This is a genomic window from Methylocystis sp. Se48, from assembly GCF_056269425.1.
In genome coordinates, this window is sequence record NZ_CM149850.1 from 2414916 (window position 1) to 2432086 (window position 17171).

General features: G+C 64.8%; 16 protein-coding genes and 1 tRNA gene. 7 read left to right on the forward strand and 10 right to left on the reverse strand.

The annotated features are described in order from the left end of the window. Nucleotides 1-9: 9 nt before the first annotated feature. From ACV959_RS11905 to proS, 3 genes are read right to left on the reverse strand one after another with little or no spacing between them, the layout of a single operon-like run. A complete protein-coding gene (locus tag ACV959_RS11905) occupies nucleotides 10-693 on the reverse strand; it encodes an ABC transporter ATP-binding protein (protein ID WP_475736806.1) in 684 nt (227 codons plus the stop codon). Between the two features lie 4 nt (nucleotides 694-697). Then, a complete protein-coding gene (locus ACV959_RS11910; protein WP_475736807.1) occupies nucleotides 698-1987 on the reverse strand; it encodes a lipoprotein-releasing ABC transporter permease subunit in 1290 nt (429 codons plus the stop codon). Further along, nucleotides 1984-3327: a proline--tRNA ligase gene (gene proS, locus ACV959_RS11915; RefSeq protein ID WP_475736808.1), complete on the reverse strand. Its 1344-nt coding sequence runs from the start codon at nucleotides 3325-3327 to the stop codon at nucleotides 1984-1986. The genes ACV959_RS11910 and proS overlap by 4 nt, the downstream gene beginning before the upstream one ends. Before the next feature lie 152 nt (nucleotides 3328-3479). On the opposite strand from proS, the gene ACV959_RS11920 reads away from it, so the two are divergent. After that, nucleotides 3480-3764: a GNAT family N-acetyltransferase gene (locus ACV959_RS11920; protein ID WP_475736809.1), complete on the forward strand. Its 285-nt coding sequence runs from the start codon at nucleotides 3480-3482 to the stop codon at nucleotides 3762-3764. A 9-nt stretch (nucleotides 3765-3773) separates the two neighbouring features. Here the strand turns inward: ACV959_RS11920 and ACV959_RS11925 are convergent, their stop codons facing one another. Further along, nucleotides 3774-5627 (reverse strand): ABC-F family ATP-binding cassette domain-containing protein, encoded by a 1854-nt coding sequence (locus ACV959_RS11925; protein ID WP_475736810.1) that lies wholly within the window; start codon nucleotides 5625-5627, stop codon nucleotides 3774-3776. A gap of 157 nt (nucleotides 5628-5784) precedes the next feature. On the opposite strand from ACV959_RS11925, the gene ACV959_RS11930 reads away from it, so the two are divergent. Together ACV959_RS11930 and ACV959_RS11935 are read left to right on the forward strand one after the other, a co-directional pair. Beyond that, nucleotides 5785-5907: a hypothetical protein gene (locus tag ACV959_RS11930; RefSeq protein WP_475736811.1), complete on the forward strand. Its 123-nt coding sequence runs from the start codon at nucleotides 5785-5787 to the stop codon at nucleotides 5905-5907. Between the two features lie 162 nt (nucleotides 5908-6069). Then, nucleotides 6070-6145 (forward strand) — tRNA-Glu (locus ACV959_RS11935). Nucleotides 6146-6528: 383 nt separating this feature from the next. Here the strand turns inward: ACV959_RS11935 and ACV959_RS11940 are convergent. Further along, entirely contained in the window at nucleotides 6529-7545 is a 1017-nt protein-coding gene (locus ACV959_RS11940; RefSeq protein WP_475736812.1) for a class I SAM-dependent methyltransferase, read from the reverse strand. A 145-nt stretch (nucleotides 7546-7690) separates the two neighbouring features. Between ACV959_RS11940 and ACV959_RS11945 the strand changes: the two genes are divergently transcribed. Together ACV959_RS11945 and ACV959_RS11950 are read left to right on the forward strand one after the other, a co-directional pair. Then, nucleotides 7691-7924: a hypothetical protein gene (locus ACV959_RS11945; protein WP_475736813.1), complete on the forward strand. Its 234-nt coding sequence runs from the start codon at nucleotides 7691-7693 to the stop codon at nucleotides 7922-7924. Between the two features lie 48 nt (nucleotides 7925-7972). After that, complete coding sequence (locus tag ACV959_RS11950; protein WP_475736814.1) at nucleotides 7973-9067, forward strand: SGNH/GDSL hydrolase family protein; 1095 nt, start codon at nucleotides 7973-7975, stop codon at nucleotides 9065-9067. Here ACV959_RS11950 and ACV959_RS11955 read toward each other — a convergent pair. Then, nucleotides 9024-9824, reverse strand: coding sequence for a DUF1217 domain-containing protein (locus ACV959_RS11955; RefSeq protein WP_475736815.1), 801 nt, complete (start codon nucleotides 9822-9824; stop codon nucleotides 9024-9026). The two genes, ACV959_RS11950 and ACV959_RS11955, sit on opposite strands and share 44 nt — an antisense overlap. Before the next feature lie 114 nt (nucleotides 9825-9938). Beyond that, nucleotides 9939-10763, reverse strand: a complete 825-nt coding sequence (locus tag ACV959_RS11960) for a cell envelope integrity EipB family protein (protein ID WP_475736816.1) — start codon at nucleotides 10761-10763, stop codon at nucleotides 9939-9941. 108 nt (nucleotides 10764-10871) lie between these two features. On the opposite strand from ACV959_RS11960, the gene ACV959_RS11965 reads away from it, so the two are divergent. Then, nucleotides 10872-11354: a RidA family protein gene (locus ACV959_RS11965; RefSeq protein WP_475736817.1), complete on the forward strand. Its 483-nt coding sequence runs from the start codon at nucleotides 10872-10874 to the stop codon at nucleotides 11352-11354. Beyond that, the gene (locus tag ACV959_RS11970; RefSeq protein ID WP_475736818.1) at nucleotides 11351-12121 is read left to right on the forward strand and encodes a glycerophosphodiester phosphodiesterase family protein; all 771 of its coding nucleotides are present in this window, start codon (nucleotides 11351-11353) and stop codon (nucleotides 12119-12121) included. Before ACV959_RS11965 ends, ACV959_RS11970 begins: the two co-directional genes overlap by 4 nt. Nucleotides 12122-12158: 37 nt before the next feature. On the opposite strand, the gene ACV959_RS11975 is transcribed toward ACV959_RS11970, so the two are convergent. The 3 genes from ACV959_RS11975 to ACV959_RS11985 form a co-directional block, all read right to left on the reverse strand. Further along, nucleotides 12159-13721, reverse strand: coding sequence for a SulP family inorganic anion transporter (locus ACV959_RS11975; protein WP_475736819.1), 1563 nt, complete (start codon nucleotides 13719-13721; stop codon nucleotides 12159-12161). A gap of 44 nt (nucleotides 13722-13765) precedes the next feature. Further along, a complete protein-coding gene (locus ACV959_RS11980) occupies nucleotides 13766-14404 on the reverse strand; it encodes a carbonic anhydrase (protein WP_475736820.1) in 639 nt (212 codons plus the stop codon). Between the two features lie 179 nt (nucleotides 14405-14583). Continuing rightward, nucleotides 14584-17025 (reverse strand): SulP family inorganic anion transporter, encoded by a 2442-nt coding sequence (locus tag ACV959_RS11985; RefSeq protein WP_475736821.1) that lies wholly within the window; start codon nucleotides 17023-17025, stop codon nucleotides 14584-14586. Between the last annotated feature and the right edge of the window lie 146 nt (nucleotides 17026-17171).

The following is a 17171-nucleotide window of genomic DNA, read 5'->3' on the forward strand; positions in this document are numbered from 1 at the left end:
CCACATCTGTCAGTCGAGTTCTTCGATGCGGCCGTCGCGTAGCGTTACGCGACGGTCCATTTGTTCCGCGAGATCGAGATTGTGCGTCGCGATGACCGCCGCGAGCCCGGAGTGACGGGCGAGCGTCATCAGCGTCGCAAACACATGTTCCGCGGTGCGCGGGTCGAGATTTCCGGTCGGCTCGTCCGCCAAAAGAAGATGCGGCGCATTGGCGACCGCGCGCGCGATGGCGACACGCTGCTGCTCGCCCCCCGACAGTTCCGACGGCCGATGCGTCGCCCGGACGCCAAGCCTCAGATAATCCAGCAATTGCTGAGCGCGCGTCTCCGCTTCCTTGCGATCGAGCCCGTTGATCATCTGCGGAAGAACGATGTTCTCCAGGGCGGAGAATTCCGGCAGCAGGTGATGGAACTGATAGATGAAACCGATGGTCGCGCGCCGCAGCCCCGTCCTCTCCGCGTCGCTCATCCCGGATGTCGGCGCCGAATTGATCAAGACCTCGCCCCCGTCGGCCCGTTCCAGCAGACCGGCGATGTGCAGCAGGGTCGATTTCCCCGCCCCCGACGGCGCGACGAGCGCAACCGTTTCGCCCGGATAGATCGACAGATTGATGTCGACGAGAATGTCGAGACGCGCCTCGCCCTCGCGATAGTGGCGCGCGATGTTGCGCAATTCGAGAACGGCGTCGCTCATGCGTTCACTCGTGCCGGAGCGCGTCGATCGGATCGAGCGAGGCGGCTTTCCAGGCGGGATAGATCGACGCCAGAACGGCGAGAACGAGCGTCATGACGACGATCATCGTCACTTCGCGCGCATCGACGATCGCGGGCAGTCGGGAGAGAAAATAGAATTCGGCGGGGAACAGATTGGCGTCGAAGGCCGAGTTCAGGAAAACGCGGATCGAGTCGAGGTTCTTGGCGATCAGCAGCCCCAGCAGAAAGCCCGCGATCGTGCCCGTTACGCCGATGGAGGCGCCGATGATGAGAAAAACCCGCAGCACGGAGGCCCGGGTCGCGCCAATCGTGCGCAGGATCGCGATGTCCTGCGTCTTGTCCTTGACCAGCATGGTGAGGCCCGAGACGATGTTGAAGGCCGCGACGACGACAATGAGCGTGAGAATGATGAAAAGAATGTTCTTCTCGACCTGAAGCGTGTCGAAGAAGGTCTTGTTGCGCTGCCGCCAGTCCGTGACGATCATGGGCCGCGTCACCGCTTTCTCAAGCCGCGCGCGAAATGCGTCCATCTCCTCGGGATCGTCGACGAAGGCCTCGACGACAGTCGCCTCGTTCTCCTTGTTGAAGAAGGCCTGCGCCTCGGCGAGCGGCATATAAACGAACACATTGTCGAATTCCGACATGCCGATCGAGAAGATGGCCGTGACCACATAGGCCTTGATGCGCGGCGCGACGCCGAACGGCGTCTGCGCGCCCTTGGCGATGAGCAGGCTCACCTTGTCGCCCACCGACACGCCCAGCGTTTCGGCGAGACGCTGGCCGATGGCGACCCCCTCGCCCTTGTCGAAGCCGGTCAGCGATCCGCTCTTGACGTTGCCCGCGATGCCAGGAAGGCGCACGAGATCCTTCTCGCGGATGCCGCGCACCAATACGCCCGACTGCCCGAATTGAGTGGATATGCCCGCAGCCCCCTCCACCATGGGGATGGCGAGCTTCGCGCCCTGCACTTTCTCGGTCTTGCTGGCGACGTCGTCCCAGTCCGTGAATGGCGTCTCGACGGCCTGCAAAAAGGCGTGGCCGTTGATGCCCATGATCTTGTCCATCAGTTCCCGATGGAACCCGTTCATCACCGAGGTGACGACAATCAGCGTGGCGACGCCGAGCATGATGCCGAGAAAGGAAAAGCCGGCGATGACGGAAACAAAGCCGTCAGCCCGGCGCGCGCGCAGATAGCGCAACGCCACCATCCATTCGAAGGGCGAAAAGGCCTTGAACCCTTTCGCCGGCGACGGAACCGCTTCGCTTTCGCTCATGCGCCGGCCTGCTTCACCGCATCGACGACGCGGGCGACGGCGTCCGCGGGCGACAGAAGCTCGCGCTCGCCGGTCCTGCGGCGCTTCACCTCGACACGCCCCGCCGCGAGCCCCTTCGGACCGACCAAGATTTGCCAGGGCAGTCCGATGAGGTCGAGCGTCGCGAATTTCGCGCCCGGCCGCTCGTCACGGTCGTCGTGGAGAACCTCAAGCCCGGCGTTTTCGAGCTGCTGGACAAGTTCGCCGCAGACCTTGCCGGTCGCCGCGTCGCCGACCTTCAGATCCGCCACGCCGACGTGGAAGGGCGCGACCGTCTCCGGCCAGACGACGCCCGCCTCGTCATGGCCGGCCTCGATGATGGCGGCGACGAGACGTGAGGGGCCGATGCCGTAGGAACCCATCTGCACGACGACCTCCTTGCCGTCGGGGCCGTTCACCACGGCCTTCATGGGCTCCGAATATTTGGTTCCGAAGTAAAAAATATGGCCGACCTCGATCCCGCGCGCGGCGACCTTGGCGTCGTCCGGCACCGCCGCGAAGGCGGCGGCGTCATGCATCTCGCTCGTCGCGGCGTAGCGGCTCGTCCATTTGTCGAATATCCCCTGAAGACCCGCGACGTCGTCGAAATCCACGTCGGCCGGCGGCGCCTCGAAGGAGAGGAAGTCCTTGTGGCAATAGACCTCGCTCTCGCCCGTCTCCGCGAGAATGATGAATTCGTGGGAAAGATTGCCGCCGATCGGGCCGGTGTCGGCCGCCATCGGAATCGCCGTCAGCCCCATGCGCGCGAAGGTGCGCAGGTAAGCCGTGAACATTTTGTTGTAGGAGTGGCGGCTGCCCTCGGCCGTGAGATCGAAGCTATAAGCGTCCTTCATGAGAAATTCGCGCGAGCGCATGACGCCGAAGCGCGGGCGCACCTCGTCGCGGAACTTCCACTGGATATGGTAGAGATTGAGCGGGAGATCCTTGTAGGAGCGCACATAGGCGCGGAAGATCTCCGTGATCATTTCCTCATTGGTCGGCCCGAAGAGCATTTCGCGCTCATGGCGGTCCTGGATGCGCAGCATCTCCTTGCCATAGGCGTCGTAGCGGCCCGATTCGCGCCACAGGTCCGCCGACTGGATCACCGGCATGAGGCATTCGATGGCCCCCGCCCGGTTCTGCTCCTCGCGGATGATGCGCGTGATGTTGTTGAGAACCTTCAGGCCCAAGGGCAGCCAGGCATAGATGCCAGCCGATTCCTGCCGGATCATGCCCGCCCTCAGCATCAGCCGGTGGGAGACGATCTCGGCCTCCTTGGGCGTCTCGCGCAGAATGGGCAGGAAGTAACGGGACAGGCGCATGGGGAATCCATTCTCGATTCGAGGACGCAGAGCATAGCGGCGGCTTGCGGGCGGTTGAAGCGCGCGCGGGCGGAAAAGGCAAGCTTCGGGAGGGACCTCCTTCCCTTTCGCGCCCGGAGACGCCATGTCGGACCCGTCTACCGGAGGAAAGAATGACCGACGATAGCCCCAACGTTCGGGAAAACCCCGCGAAAAGCCGCTTCGAACTCGAAATCGACGGGTCGCTTGCGGTGGCGGAGTATGAATTGGCCGACGGCGTGATGACCTTCACCCACACACGGACGCCGTCCGAGCTACAGGGGCGCGGCGCGGCGTCGAAGCTGATCCGCGGGGCGCTGCTCTCGGCGCGGGCGCAAGAGCTGAAGGTGCGGGCGACATGTTCCTTCGTTGTCGCTTATCTGAAGCGGCATCGGGAGTTTGCCGATCTGGAGGGGTGAGAGACGGCCTCAGCCCCCTTCCGCCTCCGCCGCGAGCTCCAGCCACTGCTCTTCGGCAGTGGCCAAAGCCTTCGCTAGCTCCTCCCGCTGCGCCGCAAGCTTCGCCGCCTCCTGCGGATTGCGGGCGAAAGCGTCCGGCGCGGCGAGCGCCTCGTCCACCCGCGCAAGAAGCTGGGTGAATTTCTCGACCTTCGCCTCGGCCTCCGCGAGCTTGCGGCGGTAGAAGCCGGCGTCCCGGCGCTTCGGCCCCGCCTCGGCCACGGGCGCGAGCGGCGCCTCGCGCTTGGGCTCGACGTTCTTCGTCTTTGACAGGACGAACCTGGCGTATTCGTCCATGTCGCCGTCGAAGGGCTTCACCGTCCCCTCCCCCACCAGCCACAGCCGGTCGGCGCAGGCCTCCAGCAGATAGCGGTCATGCGAGACGAGTACGACGGCGCCCTCATAGTCCATGATCGCCTCGATCAGCGCCGCGCGGCTGTCTATGTCGAGATGGTTCGTCGGCTCGTCGAGAATGAGGAGATGCGGCGCGTTGAAGGAGGTGACGCCCATGAGCAGCCGCGCCTTCTCGCCGCCCGAGAGATGCGCGACCTTCGTATCCGCCCGCGCACCAGAGAAGCCGACTTGCGCCGCCTTCGCCCGCACCCGCGCCTCCGGGGCGTCGGGCATGAGCCGCGAGAAGACGAGATAGGGTGTGTCCTGCTCGTTCAGATCGTCGATCTGATGCTGGGCGAAAAACCCCGCCTCCAGCTTCGCGGCCCGCACCATCTTGCCCGCCATGGGCGGGAGGCGCCCGCCGAGCAGCCTCGCAAAGGTCGATTTGCCGTTTCCGTTGGCGCCCAGAAGGCCGATCCGGTCGTCGTTCGAGATCGAAAGCGTCAGGCGCGAAAGCACCACGCGCTCTCCATAGCCAACGGAGACCTTGTCCAGCGCGATGATGGGCGGCGAGAGCGGTTTCTCCGGCGAGGGCAGATGAATGGGCGGCACGCTGTCGTCGACGATCGCCGCCACCGGCTCCATCCTCTCCAGCATTTTGAGCCGCGACTGGGCCTGCCGCGCCTTGGTCGCCTTGGCGCGGAAGCGGTCGACGAAGGCCTGCAGGCGCCTGCGCTGTTCCTCCTGCTTCTTTGCGCCCTTGGCGGCGAGGAGCTGCGCCTCCCGGCGCTGCTTTTCAAACGAGGAATAATCGCCCTTATAGAGCGTCAGCTTGCCGCGCTCGAGGTGGAGAATGTGCGTCGCCACAGCGTCGAGCAGGTCACGGTCGTGGCTGATGACGATGACGCTCGCCGGATAACGCGCGAGATAATCGACGAGCCAGAGCGTGCCTTCGAGATCGAGATAGTTCGTCGGCTCGTCGAGGAGCAACAGGTCCGGCGCCGAGAACAGCACCGCTGCGAGCGCGACGCGCATCCGCCAGCCGCCGGAGAACTCCGAGAGCGGCCGCTGCTGCGCCTCCGCGTCGAAGCCGAGTCCATGGAGAATGGCGGCGGCGCGCGCCGGGGCGGAATGGGCGTCGATGTCGGCGAGCCGCGTCTGGATCTCGGCGATGTCATGGGCGTCATGCGCGGTCTCGGCGCGGGCGAGAAGTTCCACGCGTTCGACGTCGGCGGCGAGCACGAAGTCGACGAGCTTCGTCGGCCCGCCGGGGGCCTCCTGCTCCACCCGCCCCAGCCGCGTGCGCGCGGGCAGCGCGATATTGCCTGATTCGGCGGCGATTTCCCCGGCGATCAGGCGGAAAAGCGTCGTCTTGCCGGCGCCGTTGCGGCCGACGAAGCCCGCGCGCGCGCGTCCCGGCAGAAAGACGCCCGCATGGTCGAACAGCAGCCGGTCGCCGAGCCGGTAGGTGAGGTCGTTGATGGTGAGCATGTCCGCACGCCCAGTAACAGGCTCGGGCGCGCGTCGCCAGAAGGATTTGGCGGCCGTCGGGGACGAACGGCGGCACGGCGATTGCTTGAAGCTTTCAAAAGGCGAAAACGGAGGAGAACCCGAGGCGAATCAAACTGAGATGAAAGGCATTTGCGTCATGCACCCCGACATGGAAGCCTATCTGTGGATCACGGTGAAAGCCTTCGGTTTCGCGCTGGTCGGCATTTATGCGACGCGCCTCGGCCTTTACGCCTATGAAGCGCTGAAATGGGGCCTGTGAAGGCCGGCCGCGCTGGCGGCCGCCGTCTCCCGGCCGGCGACCTCGCGGGCCTAGCGGCCGACAAACCCAAACTATCGTCGGAACGCGCGACGTCGAGACTTGTCTTGTTCGCCGCGCGCCTCTATACAGCCCTCGCTCGCGCCGCTTGGCGGCGCCGGCCACGCGCCCATCGTCTAGAGGCCTAGGACGTCGCCCTTTCACGGCGAAAACAGGGGTTCGAATCCCCTTGGGCGCGCCATTCCCGAACAAAAGAGAGAACCGCAGACGGCGGCGTGTCCGCCTCCTGCGTCGCTGCGCGCGCCAGCACGGTTTTTGAGCCCGTGATGCGGATTTCCTCGTCGCTGACCGTGACCTCGTCCATGAGGAGCCGGGCATAGGCTTGGCGCAGCTCCGGCGGACCTTCGTAGAGCTTCTCCCTAGCTGTTTGATCCCAGGATTTGATGGTGCGATCTGTTCGAGTGATTGGAAGGATGCGCTATGGGCCAGTTTCTACACGGGAGCGCCCGCACGATAGAGGCGGTTTGCTCTCAGACCCGCCCCCTCCGCCATCGCCCCCCGCTTTACGCCCCTCTGCGCGTCGATAGCCAAGCGCCTCTCCCGCTCCGCCGCCGGCCGGCGTCTTCATGAGCGCTTGCGGCAGATTACGAGGTCCTGGTCGTTGTTGATTCCGCGCGGACGGAACTCCACGATCTCCAGAAACCTGCCCCAGTGCTTGCGGATGTACGCCTCGGAATGGAAGGCGTTGCGGTAGAAATCGGGCAATCCCTCGGTCAGGCGGCCGCCACAATAGAGGAAGCCCTTCAGACGATAGGCGAGCCGCTGCCGCCAGTTCAGCGGCACATCGTGCGTGTCGCGCGTCGTCAGCAGCAATAAACCGCCAGGCTTGGCGATGCGCGCAAGCTCCTTCAGCCACGCGGTCTGCATGTCTTCCGGCAAATGCGTCATGACCGAAATCGAATAGATGAGATCGAACGTATCCGCGGGAGGGTCGACCGGCGGCATGGCGTCGTTCACGAGGAAGGTCGAGTCCGGAAAAGCTTCGCGACACCATGCGATCGCCTCGGCGTCGATGTCGCTTCCGACCATGTCCATGTCGCGCAGCGCCTTGAAATAGGCGAGCACGCGCGCACAACCGCAACCGAAATCGAGGACTTTCGGACGCGCGGCCATCTTCGGAAAATAAGGCTTCGCCGCCTGAGCGAGATTTTCGCAAACGGCCTTGCCGACCCGCTCGAAACTATAGGCCTGCGCCACGCCGTGAACGCGTTTGCGCAGCTTCGCCGGCGGCAACGGACCCGGAAAGCGAAGCTCCGGAGGATTCTCGATGTCCGGCGCGCCGCTGCGGCCTTCCTTGTGGCCGAACTCGATGAAATGAACCTGGGCCGAGGGGAACTGCCCCGCCCGAACCGCTTCGGCCACGTCCTGATTCTCCGAGAGGTAGAACGCCTCGTCGAAAACCTCGTCGAGCAGGGGCGCGCCGGGACGGCCTTCGTGCTGGCCTTTTTCGAGAAAATGCGCCCGAGCCGAGGGATAGGCGCCCACCGCGATTTGCTCCGCGACGTCGGGATTGAGATGGAGGTAGCGCGACTCGTCGAAGAACCGGTAGTCGCCTCTGGCGTCCTTGATCAGCGCGCTCATCTCGACCGTTGTCCTCCGCTCGCAACACGTCCCGGACGATCTTGGCACGAGCTTGAGCAACCGGCCAGGCCCGCGCGTCCCCGCCCCTTGCGCCGGCGGCGGGTCGATGGCAGGAAACCGTCGCCGCACCCGCGCGGGGGAATTCATGTCGCGCAAGCCGCTCCTGTTCGCAACCTTGACGTTCGCGTTCGTCGCGCAGGCGGTCGCCGCGCCAGGCCGCGAAACGAGGCGGGTCGCGACGCCGACGCACGGGAAGCCGCCGTCCGGCGCGCTGATCGACAAGCCGGCCGATCGCCCGACGCCGCAAGAACAGCGCCGAGACGGCTGGAGCGGCTTCTATTTCGGGATCAACGCCGGATCGGGAAGAGCCGAGCAATAAAATGCGGATGAAGACGCCCCGCCCGATTGCGAGAAGGCCTGCGCCGGAATGAACATTCTCCTCCTCGGAGGCTCGAACGCCGGCATGCGGGATGGTTGGGCCGCGCAATTTGCGGCAAAGGCCGCCACGCACACGGTCGAAAACCGCTTTCTCGGCGCAGTGGGCTCTCTCTATGGCGTGATGGCGCTTCTCAAACGCGCGCGCGACGGCGGCCCGCGCCCGGACCTCGTCATCTTCGAATATTGCCTCAACGACATTCTCCTCGTCGACGCCGGCGTTCTCGGCGGGCCGCTCATCATCGACGCGCTCGACGCCGTCGCCGCCATTTGCGCGCGCGAGCGGATCGCCCTGCTCTTCCTCTGTCTGGAGCCGCGGCCGCTGGGCGAAGCAAAACCACGAAAGGCGATCGCGCGCGTGCATCCGCTCTATGCGGAGGCGGCGCAGCGCGGAGCCTTTCCTTGCCTGTGGCTGCGGGAAATCATCGCGGAGGAACTCACGGCCGGGCATTTTGTCGACGAGAACCATCTCAACCCGGAAGCTTCCGGCCGCATTGCGGACGCCGTGCTCGCCGCGATCGAGTCTGGTCTGGCGGTTCCGCGCGGCGCGGGCGTGAGCCTGGCGCGTTTCGACTATATCGACGCGACGCAGGCCACGACGCGGGGACCCTGCCGTTTGCATCGTCTGACGTCGAAAGTCTTCGAGGGGCCATTTCTGGAAATCGCGCGCGGCGGACGAAGTCTTTGGCCCGGCCGCGGGCGCCTCGTCGGACTCATGCTGCAATCGAACGACTCGAGCGGCGTTTACAGCATCCGCGCAAAGGCGCGCATGTTCCGAAAGAATTCGCGATCCCAGATGCAGGAGGCCGTCAGAAACCTCATGCTTCTTCACTACGCGACGCGGGCGATCGACGCCGACGGCGAAGTGGAAATCGCCATGCCGGACGACGAACGACAGCTGATGCGCCTGCCCGAGGACCAGACCATCATCGCCGCCCCCGCCGTCGCGCCGTTCGAGGCGCAGACGCTCGAAATCCACGGCGTGATGCTGTGGCGGCCGCGCGCGTGGCCGGAACGCGCCCGCGACGTTCTGAGCCGCCTGATCAAAGGCCGCGCCGGGCGTTCTGCATCCGCAGGATCAGGCTGAAATCGACGCTCGCAGGTCCATCCGAGGCCGCGAGCGAGGCGCCGTATAGAATGGCGTTGGCGTTCGTCGTCCACGCCGGAACGGCGGCAGGGTTCTGCATGTCGTAATTCGCCGAGAAGCGCGCAATGAACGCCGCGAGCTTCCCGGGATCCTTGAAGTCCTCGACATTCAGCTTCGCCTTCAGAAGACGCGCCTGCGTGTCGACCGGCTGGGCGGAGGTCTTCGGCGATATGCCGAGGGCGGTCTGCACGACTTGAAGCAGCTTCTTGTCGGCCAGCACCCCATAGACGCTCGAAAGTTCCGGCGCGCGTTCGCGAAAATACAGCGCGAGTTCGACGCCGGGATTTTGCTTGCCCTGCTCGGCCTGCATCGCCCGCTCGACATAGCGGCCCGTCACCATTTCCGCGAGCGCCGCCGAGGGAACCGCCGCGCCCTTCCCCGCATAGTCGAAAGCTTTCGCAAAAGCGCGGATGTTGGGATCGCGCAGCGTGTTGGCGAGCGCCTCGGGATTGTCGACGCCCTGCTCCAGCGTCTTGCGCATGAGGCCAACAGCATAGGTTTTGTCGCCGAGTCCGAAGGCCTTCATGGCATAAGCGAACAGGCGCCGATCCTTCAGCAGGGCGTCGATGGAGGTCGCCTTGCCAATATTATCGTTGAAATATCGGGTCTCTGCGGCGACATCCGGCGCACGCGCCGTGATCGCGCGCCATCTGCCGAGGTCGTTGGCGACCGAAAGATAAGAAGCGATCGTCGTCATCTCGCCCGTCCTGAAGCGACAGGCGCCATCGCCCGTCGGACGCGCAGGATGCTACACGAAGTTTGCCCCTGACTAACGGCTGACGCGCCGAACAATCAGGTCGACATTAACGAGTCATTTCTTGCACGGCGCAGGCGATGAAACGGTCAATTCCGTCATGTCGCCATTGAGAACAAAATCGCCGTAATCGAGCTTCAACGCGCGCGATATGCCGTTTTCATAAAGATCGAAGGACAGAATGTAGATGGGCTGGCCGTCGCGTTTTCCCGGCTCGAAATAGGAGACCGTCGTCGGCCAGCGCTTCATGCCTTTCAACGCTTCCGCCTGGGCGGGCTTCTCCGGCGCGGGCGCGTCGGTCGCCCTGCCGATCACCGTGAGCGTCTCGAACGCCTTGTCGCCTTCGCCGGTTCCGTCGTAGACGCGCGCCTCCAGCAGCGGCTCGCCGGCCTTCGCGGCGGCGACGATCCGACGCAGATGCTCCGTCGGAAACAGAACCGGCCCGTCGAGATCGAGACGCGCGCGTTTGGGACGCGTCAGGTCGATTCCGATGCGCGCATCCTTGCCTTTCTGCGCCTTCCCGTCGACTTCCTCGGCGGAAGCGTTGTTCACCTTGGTCTCGACTTTGAAACGATAATCGGCGGCGTCGAGCGATTCGAATGTGGCGGAACGCATGTCCGAGAGCTTCGTTGCGCCCTCCGCCGGCTGCAACTCCGTTATCTGACGGAAGTTCTGCACATATCCGTCGCAGGAGGCCGCGAAGTCGAAAGCGATGCGGCCGCGCGCCTGGGCTGGCGCCTTGGCGCCCGTCGCCTTGGCGAGAGTCAGATCATAAACCGCGCGATGCGTCGCGAGCGGCAGCGTCGTTTCGGCGCGCGCGCACGCGAGCGGCGACGCGCAGACGACCAATGCGGCGGCGAAAAGCGGTCGGATCAAAAACATGGACGGGTTCTCACCAGATGCGGGGCGCCGGCATTGCGTCGCGTGGGCGACGAAATTAGGGTCAGCCCCGCATCCGGGCAATTGTTTTCTCTCCAGGGAGCAAGCGACATGACTAACGCGACCGACACGACGCCGCTCGCGCGCCTTGCGGCGCTCGGGCTCGCCCTGCCCGTGGCGGCGGCGCCCGTGGCGAATTACGTTCCCTTCTCGCGCGCCGGCAATCTGCTGTTCGTCTCTGGTCAATTGCCCATGGGCGCCGGCGGCGTCGATCCCGCGCATAAGGGCAAGCTCGGCGCCGGCGTGTCGCTCGAAGACGGACAGGCGGCGGCGCGGCAGGCGGCGCTGAACGTGCTGGCGCAAGCGAACGCCGCCGTCGGCGATTTGGCCAGATTGCGCGCCGTCCGCATCGGCGGCTATGTCAATTGCGCGCCCGATTTCGGCCAGACGCCACAGGTCGTCAACGGCGCCTCGGATCTTTTCGCCGCCGTTCTGGGCGAAAATGGAAAACATGCGCGCTTCGCGGTCGGCGTTGCGCAGCTTCCGCTCGACGCGGCGGTCGAGGTGGAGGGCGTTTTCGAGATTCTCGCATGACGCGCGACCTCGGCTGGCTGATCGAGCGGCCGATCGCGCATCGGGGACTCCATGACTACGCGCGTGGCGTGATCGAGAATTCGATCGCCGCCGCCCGCGCCGCCGTCTCGGCCGGCTACGCGATCGAATGCGACGTGCAACGCGCCAGCGACGGCGAGATTTTCGTCTTTCACGACGATACGCTCGAACGGCTGACCGAGGGGCGCGGCGACATTCGCGCCCATCACGCCGCGGCGCTGTCGGCGCTGACGCTCGCGGGCGGAGGAGAACAGATCCCTCGGTTCACGGAATTCCTAGACGCCGTGGCCGGGCGCGCCCCGCTCATCGTCGAGATCAAGAGCTTCTTCGACGGCGACATGCGCGCGGCGGAGGGCGCGGCGCGCGCGCTGGCGGCCTACGCCGGCCCCGCCGTCATCGAAAGCTTCGATCCCGACATCGTCGCACATCTCCGCGCCAACGCGCAGAGACTGGGCGTGGCGCATGTTCCGCTCGGGATCGTCGGACAGGCGCGCTACGAAGCGGACGAATGGCCGGGACTCACCGACGCGCAGCGCCGCGACATGACGCATTTCCTGCATTATCCGCGCACGCAGCCGGATTTTCTGTCGTGGAAGGTTGCCGATTATCCGCACGCCGTTCCCGCGCTGCTGCGGGATGCGTTGGATCTCCCGGTGACGACCTGGACCGTACGTTCGTCGGCCCAGGCCGCCGAGGCGCGGCGCTGGGCCGATCAGATCGTTTTCGAAGGCTTCTCGCCGCTTCCCTGACGAAGCGCCCGGACGGGAGCCTCCGGGCGCCGGCCGGTCAGGCGGCGACCAGACCGTTCGCCGGCGTCATGCCGCGCATGTTCTTGAGCTCGACCCGGATGTTGTTTTCGCTCGCGGCCTTCAGGAAGTCCTCCAGCGTCTCCATGATGTCATGATCGATGAAGTTCGCGCGCGTGCCGTCGATCACGAGAAAACTGTCGTCCTCGATGCTCTCCAGAATATTGCGCAAGGGCGCCTTGTTGAGGAAGGAAACGTCCTTCTGTAGCCGCAGCAGGTAATTCTTGCCGTCGCGCGTCAACGTGAAGGCGGAATGAAAATTCCCGTAGAGCACGAAGGAGAGGCCGACCGCCATGCCGATCGCCATGCCTTTCAGCAGATCCGTGAGCAGAATCGCTGCGATGGTGACGGCGAAAGGCGCAAACTGGGCGAAGCCTTTTTCATATTGCTCGATCACGAGCCGGGGCTGGGCGAGCTTGTAGCCGGTGACGATGAGCACCGCCGCGAGGCAGGCGAGCGGGATCATATTCAGAACGGACGCAAAGAACATCACCGCGACGAGCAGCAGGACGCCATGCACGAGGCAGGCGACCTTCGTGTGGGCGCCGGCGTCGATATTCGCCGAACTGCGAACAATGACCGCGGTGATCGGCAGGCCGCCGATCATGCCGCTGATGAAATTGCCGACGCCCTGCGCCTTCAGTTCCTGATTCGTCGGCGCAGTTCGCTTGAGAGGGTCGAGCTTGTCGACCGCTTCCAGGCTCAACAGCGTTTCGAGACTGCCGACCAGCGCGAGCGTCGCGGCCATCAGGTAGATGTCGACTTCAGTCAATTTGCTGAAGTCCGGAAAACGAAACTCGCCCAGGAATTGCGCCGGGCCGCCGATTTCCGGCAGCGCGACGAGATGCTGCGGCGCGATCGTGAACCAGGTTAGAATGTTCTGGGCGAAGAGATTGAAGAAAACGCCGAAAACGACCGCGACGAGCGGCGCCGGAACGAGCGACAGATATCGCCGGTCCCTGATCCGCGGCGTCTCCCACAGCAGTAAAATGGCCATCGACGCCAGCGAAACGACCGTGGCGCCGGGAGAAATCGATTGCAGCGACGACCAGAGGAGGGAAAGGGTCGTGTTGCTGTCGCCCTCGAGGAAGGACAAGTCGCTGTCCGCGTCGGCGTCATAGCCGACGGCGTGCGGCAACTGCTTCATGATCAGGAGGAGGCCGATCGCCGCCAGCATCCCCTTGATGACGGCGGACGGAAAATAGGCGCCGATCTCGCCGGCCCGCGCGTAAGACAGCGCGATCTGGATGAGCCCTGAAATTGCAACCGCCAGCAGCACCCCCTGGAATCCGAATTTCTCGACGCCGCCTGCGACGATGACGGTCAGGCTGGCCGCGGGGCCGGAGACGCTGAGCTGCGATCCGCTGATGATCGAGACGATGAGGCCCGCGACGACGCCGGCGATGACGCCGGACATGGGCGGCGCTCCCGACGCGGCGGCGATGCCGAGGCTGAGCGGCAGCGCGACAAGAAAGACGACGACCCCCGCGGGAATGTCGTGGTCGAGATAACGCAGATAATAATCGAGGTGCTTACGGATCACGATCGGAATCTCCTGTTCGGCTCGCGCGGATCAGTCGGGGAGAATCACGGCTCGTCCAACTGGTAGATCCGGTCGATCTTGCTGTCCGGCCCCAGGGAAATGAGTTGTTTGAGCAATCCGTCGTCGAGCGCGTAGACCCAGCCGTGAACCATCGGCCTGCCTTCGGCTCTCCAAGCGTTCTGAATGATCGACGTAAAGGACAAATGGTTGACCTGCTCGATGACGTTCAGCTCGACGAGCCTGTTCGCCTTGTCCTCGAAGGAATTGATCGCGTCGAGTTCCTCGCGGTGCAGGCGATAGACGTCTTTGACGTGGATCAGCCACTTGTTGAGCAAGGTGAAGTCCGAGCGCTGGTGCGACAACGCCGCTTTGACCCCGCCACAATTGTAATGGCCGCAGACGATGACATGCTTAACCTTCAGAACCTGCACCGCGTATTGAACCACGCTGAGGCAGTTGAAGTCCGTCACGATCACCTGATTGGCGATGTTGCGATGCGCAAAAATGAGGCCCGGCTCCGCATTGACGATGATGTCGGCGGGCACGCGGCTGTCGGCGCAGCCGATCCAGAGGAACTCGGGCTGCTGGCCGCGCGCCAGGCTCTCGAAATACTCGGGCTCCCTCTGTTTCTTTTCCTCGGCCCAGGCCTTGTTCTCGAGAAGCAGCTTTTCGTAGCTTTTCATTTTAGCCCGCATTGCGTGGTTGCGCGTGGAAGCCGGTCTGTCCATGGCGCGCATCATAGCAGCCGGAGCGACAAGTTTCTGCCCCTCCGCGTCATCGCCGCGCGCACCCGCTCGCGCCCGAAACCGTCGTCGCGGGCGCCGCAGCACGGCGGCCGGGCTCGCCGGCCGCCGAATGCGCGTCAGTTAGCCTTGATATCCGGCGCGCGCCAGAACTGACCGGAGAGCAGCACGTCCTTGATCGTCATGCGATCGCCAAAGTGCTTGATCGCGAGCACGGGGATCGTCGAGCGGCGGATGACCTCCGACGCGACGCTGCCAAGGAGGATCGTCGCCGCCTGGCTCCGACCCCGGGTGCCGAGCACGATCAGGTCGGCGCCTTCCGCCGCCGCCACGCGCAGGACCGCGTCGGCGGCGTGGCTGCTTTCGACGAATCTCGACTCGACGGCGACGCCGTCGGTGTCGATCTTGGCAACGAACTGCCGGAAATGCGCCTCTTCCTCGCCGCGGACGATGGCGTCATGCTCTTCGTACCGCAGCACCGACGGATCGAAGTAGACGTGCAGCGCCGTCAGACTGGAAACCTTCGCCGCACGGGCGATCGCGACAGCCTGTCCGAGGGCGTCGGCCGAGCGATCGGAGAAATCGATCGGCGACAGAACCTTCGAGATCGCCGCCGCGCTTCCTTCCGGCGCCATCCACACCGAGCAATGGGTGATCAGCGCGAGGCGCGTGGCGAGAGAACGGTTGCCGGAGCGGCTCTTGCGGTGGCCGAGCAGGATCAGATCCGCGCCGACCTCCAGCGTGAACTTCACCAGTTCGTCCAGACGGCTGGCGCCCTCCCGGGCCTCGAAGGAGATGCGTCCCCGATGCTCTGCGCCGGCGAAACGCCTCCCGACCTCCTCCCGCATCGCTTCGGGCGCCTGCGCGTCGCGCGGGGTCGCGACGTGGACGAAGTGAAGGTCGCGGACAACGCCGAGCCGCGAAAGATATTCGGCGTAATCCAGCAAATGGGCGTCTTCCGGCGTCAGCGACAGCGGAACGGCGACCCTGTTGAACACGCCGTGCCGGAAGGTTTCGGCCTCTATCCCGGGCGCGGGCGCCGCCGCGGCGGCCTTGTGCGCGACAGCCGGGGTGTCGAGGAAGGGGCGGGCGACGAAGTAGAGCACCAGCGCCGAAAGAACGCCTGTGAGGAAGTCCGTCGCCGGCACCATGACGGCGGTGAACGCCATCAGACCGGCGTGGAAACGGTTGTGGCGCAGCACCTCCTTGATCTCGGAGACCTTGATCATGTTGGAGGCGACCCAGAGCAGAATGCCGCCGATGCAGGCCATCGGGACCATTTCGAGGTAGTCCGCGATGAAATAGGCAAGCGTCAGCTTCAGGAAGCCCTTGAAATAGCCCGCGAGCGGCGTGACTGCGCCGGCCTTTATGCTCGTCGCGGTGCGGGCCAGCGCGCCCGTGCAGGGGAAGCCGTTGACCATCGGCGTGACGATCTGCACGAGGCCCTGGCCCCAGAACTCCTTGTCGGGGTTGAACGGCGTGCCGCGATTGTCGGCGAGGCGATCGGCCATCGAGGAGCACAGGAGGCTTTCGACGCCTGAAACGAAGACGATCGCGAGCGCGAAATAGACGATGTCGAACAGGACGCCCCCGCTCATCGCCGGCAGGACCGGCGGCGTGAAGACGAAGAAATTGTTTGGGATCGCGCCGTAGATGTCGCGCACCACGACGATGTCCTTGTTGGACAGGACCGTCGCCGTCAGCGCGGTGCAGGCCGCAATGGCGATCGCCGGAGCGGGGATGAAGATCGAAATACGCAGCAGGATCTTCGTCAGCGCGAAGGTTGCGAGCCCGAGCGCGACCGCCCAGGGGTTGATCTTGTCGAGATTGCCGACAAGCGTCGCCATGGTCGTTTCGAAGCTGCCGAAGAAATCCGCCTCTTCGCCGAGAAGCTCCTTGAAGTCGCGGATGCCCAGCACGGACTCGATGTTCGAGGCGGCGATGGCCACGGCGATGCCGGCGGTGAAGCCGACCACGATCGAGTTCGGCACGAGCTTGGCGTATTTGCCGAGGCCGAACAAGCCCATGCCCATCAGGATCACGCCGCCAATAATGGAGACGAGCACGAGGAAGCCGTGCGCCTCGGCGAAAGAGCCGCCGCCCGCCTCGCCATATTTCCTGACGAGCCCTGCGATAACCGGGATGAAGGCTGCGGTCGGGCCGTAGACCTGATACTTCGAGCCGCCGAAAGTGCGCCCGACGATGCAGGCCAGCGCGCCGGCGATGATGCCCTGCTCCGGCCGCAGGCCCATGGCCATCGAAAAGCCCATGGCCATCGGAATGGCCGTCAGCGCGACGATGAGGCCGGCGCTGAAATCACGATAGGTCGTCTGCAGCCACGTCTCGCGCTTCAGATCTTCGAAGCGGCTGTCCCACAGCGTCATGAACAGCTTCAACCGCCCACCAATCGTGTCGGGCGCCGCGGCCGTGGAGGCCGACGGCGGGTGCGGAAGAGGCCGCGCCGGGCCCGCGAAGGACTTTTGATCAGCGACGTTCATATATTCGTCTCGCTTGTTCCTGTCGGGTTTTCGGGTCTTGTGCCGGTCGCAGACTGCGCTCATGTGACAATCGGCCGGCGTATGGGGCGTCGTCCGCGCCCAGCCGGCCGCATTTCCTGAGGGCGTTTGGCGCTACGGCGAGGGCTTGGTTGGACAGAGCCGCCGCGCCGCTGTCTCTCGAAAGCTCCAGCGCCTGCACTCTAGATGGG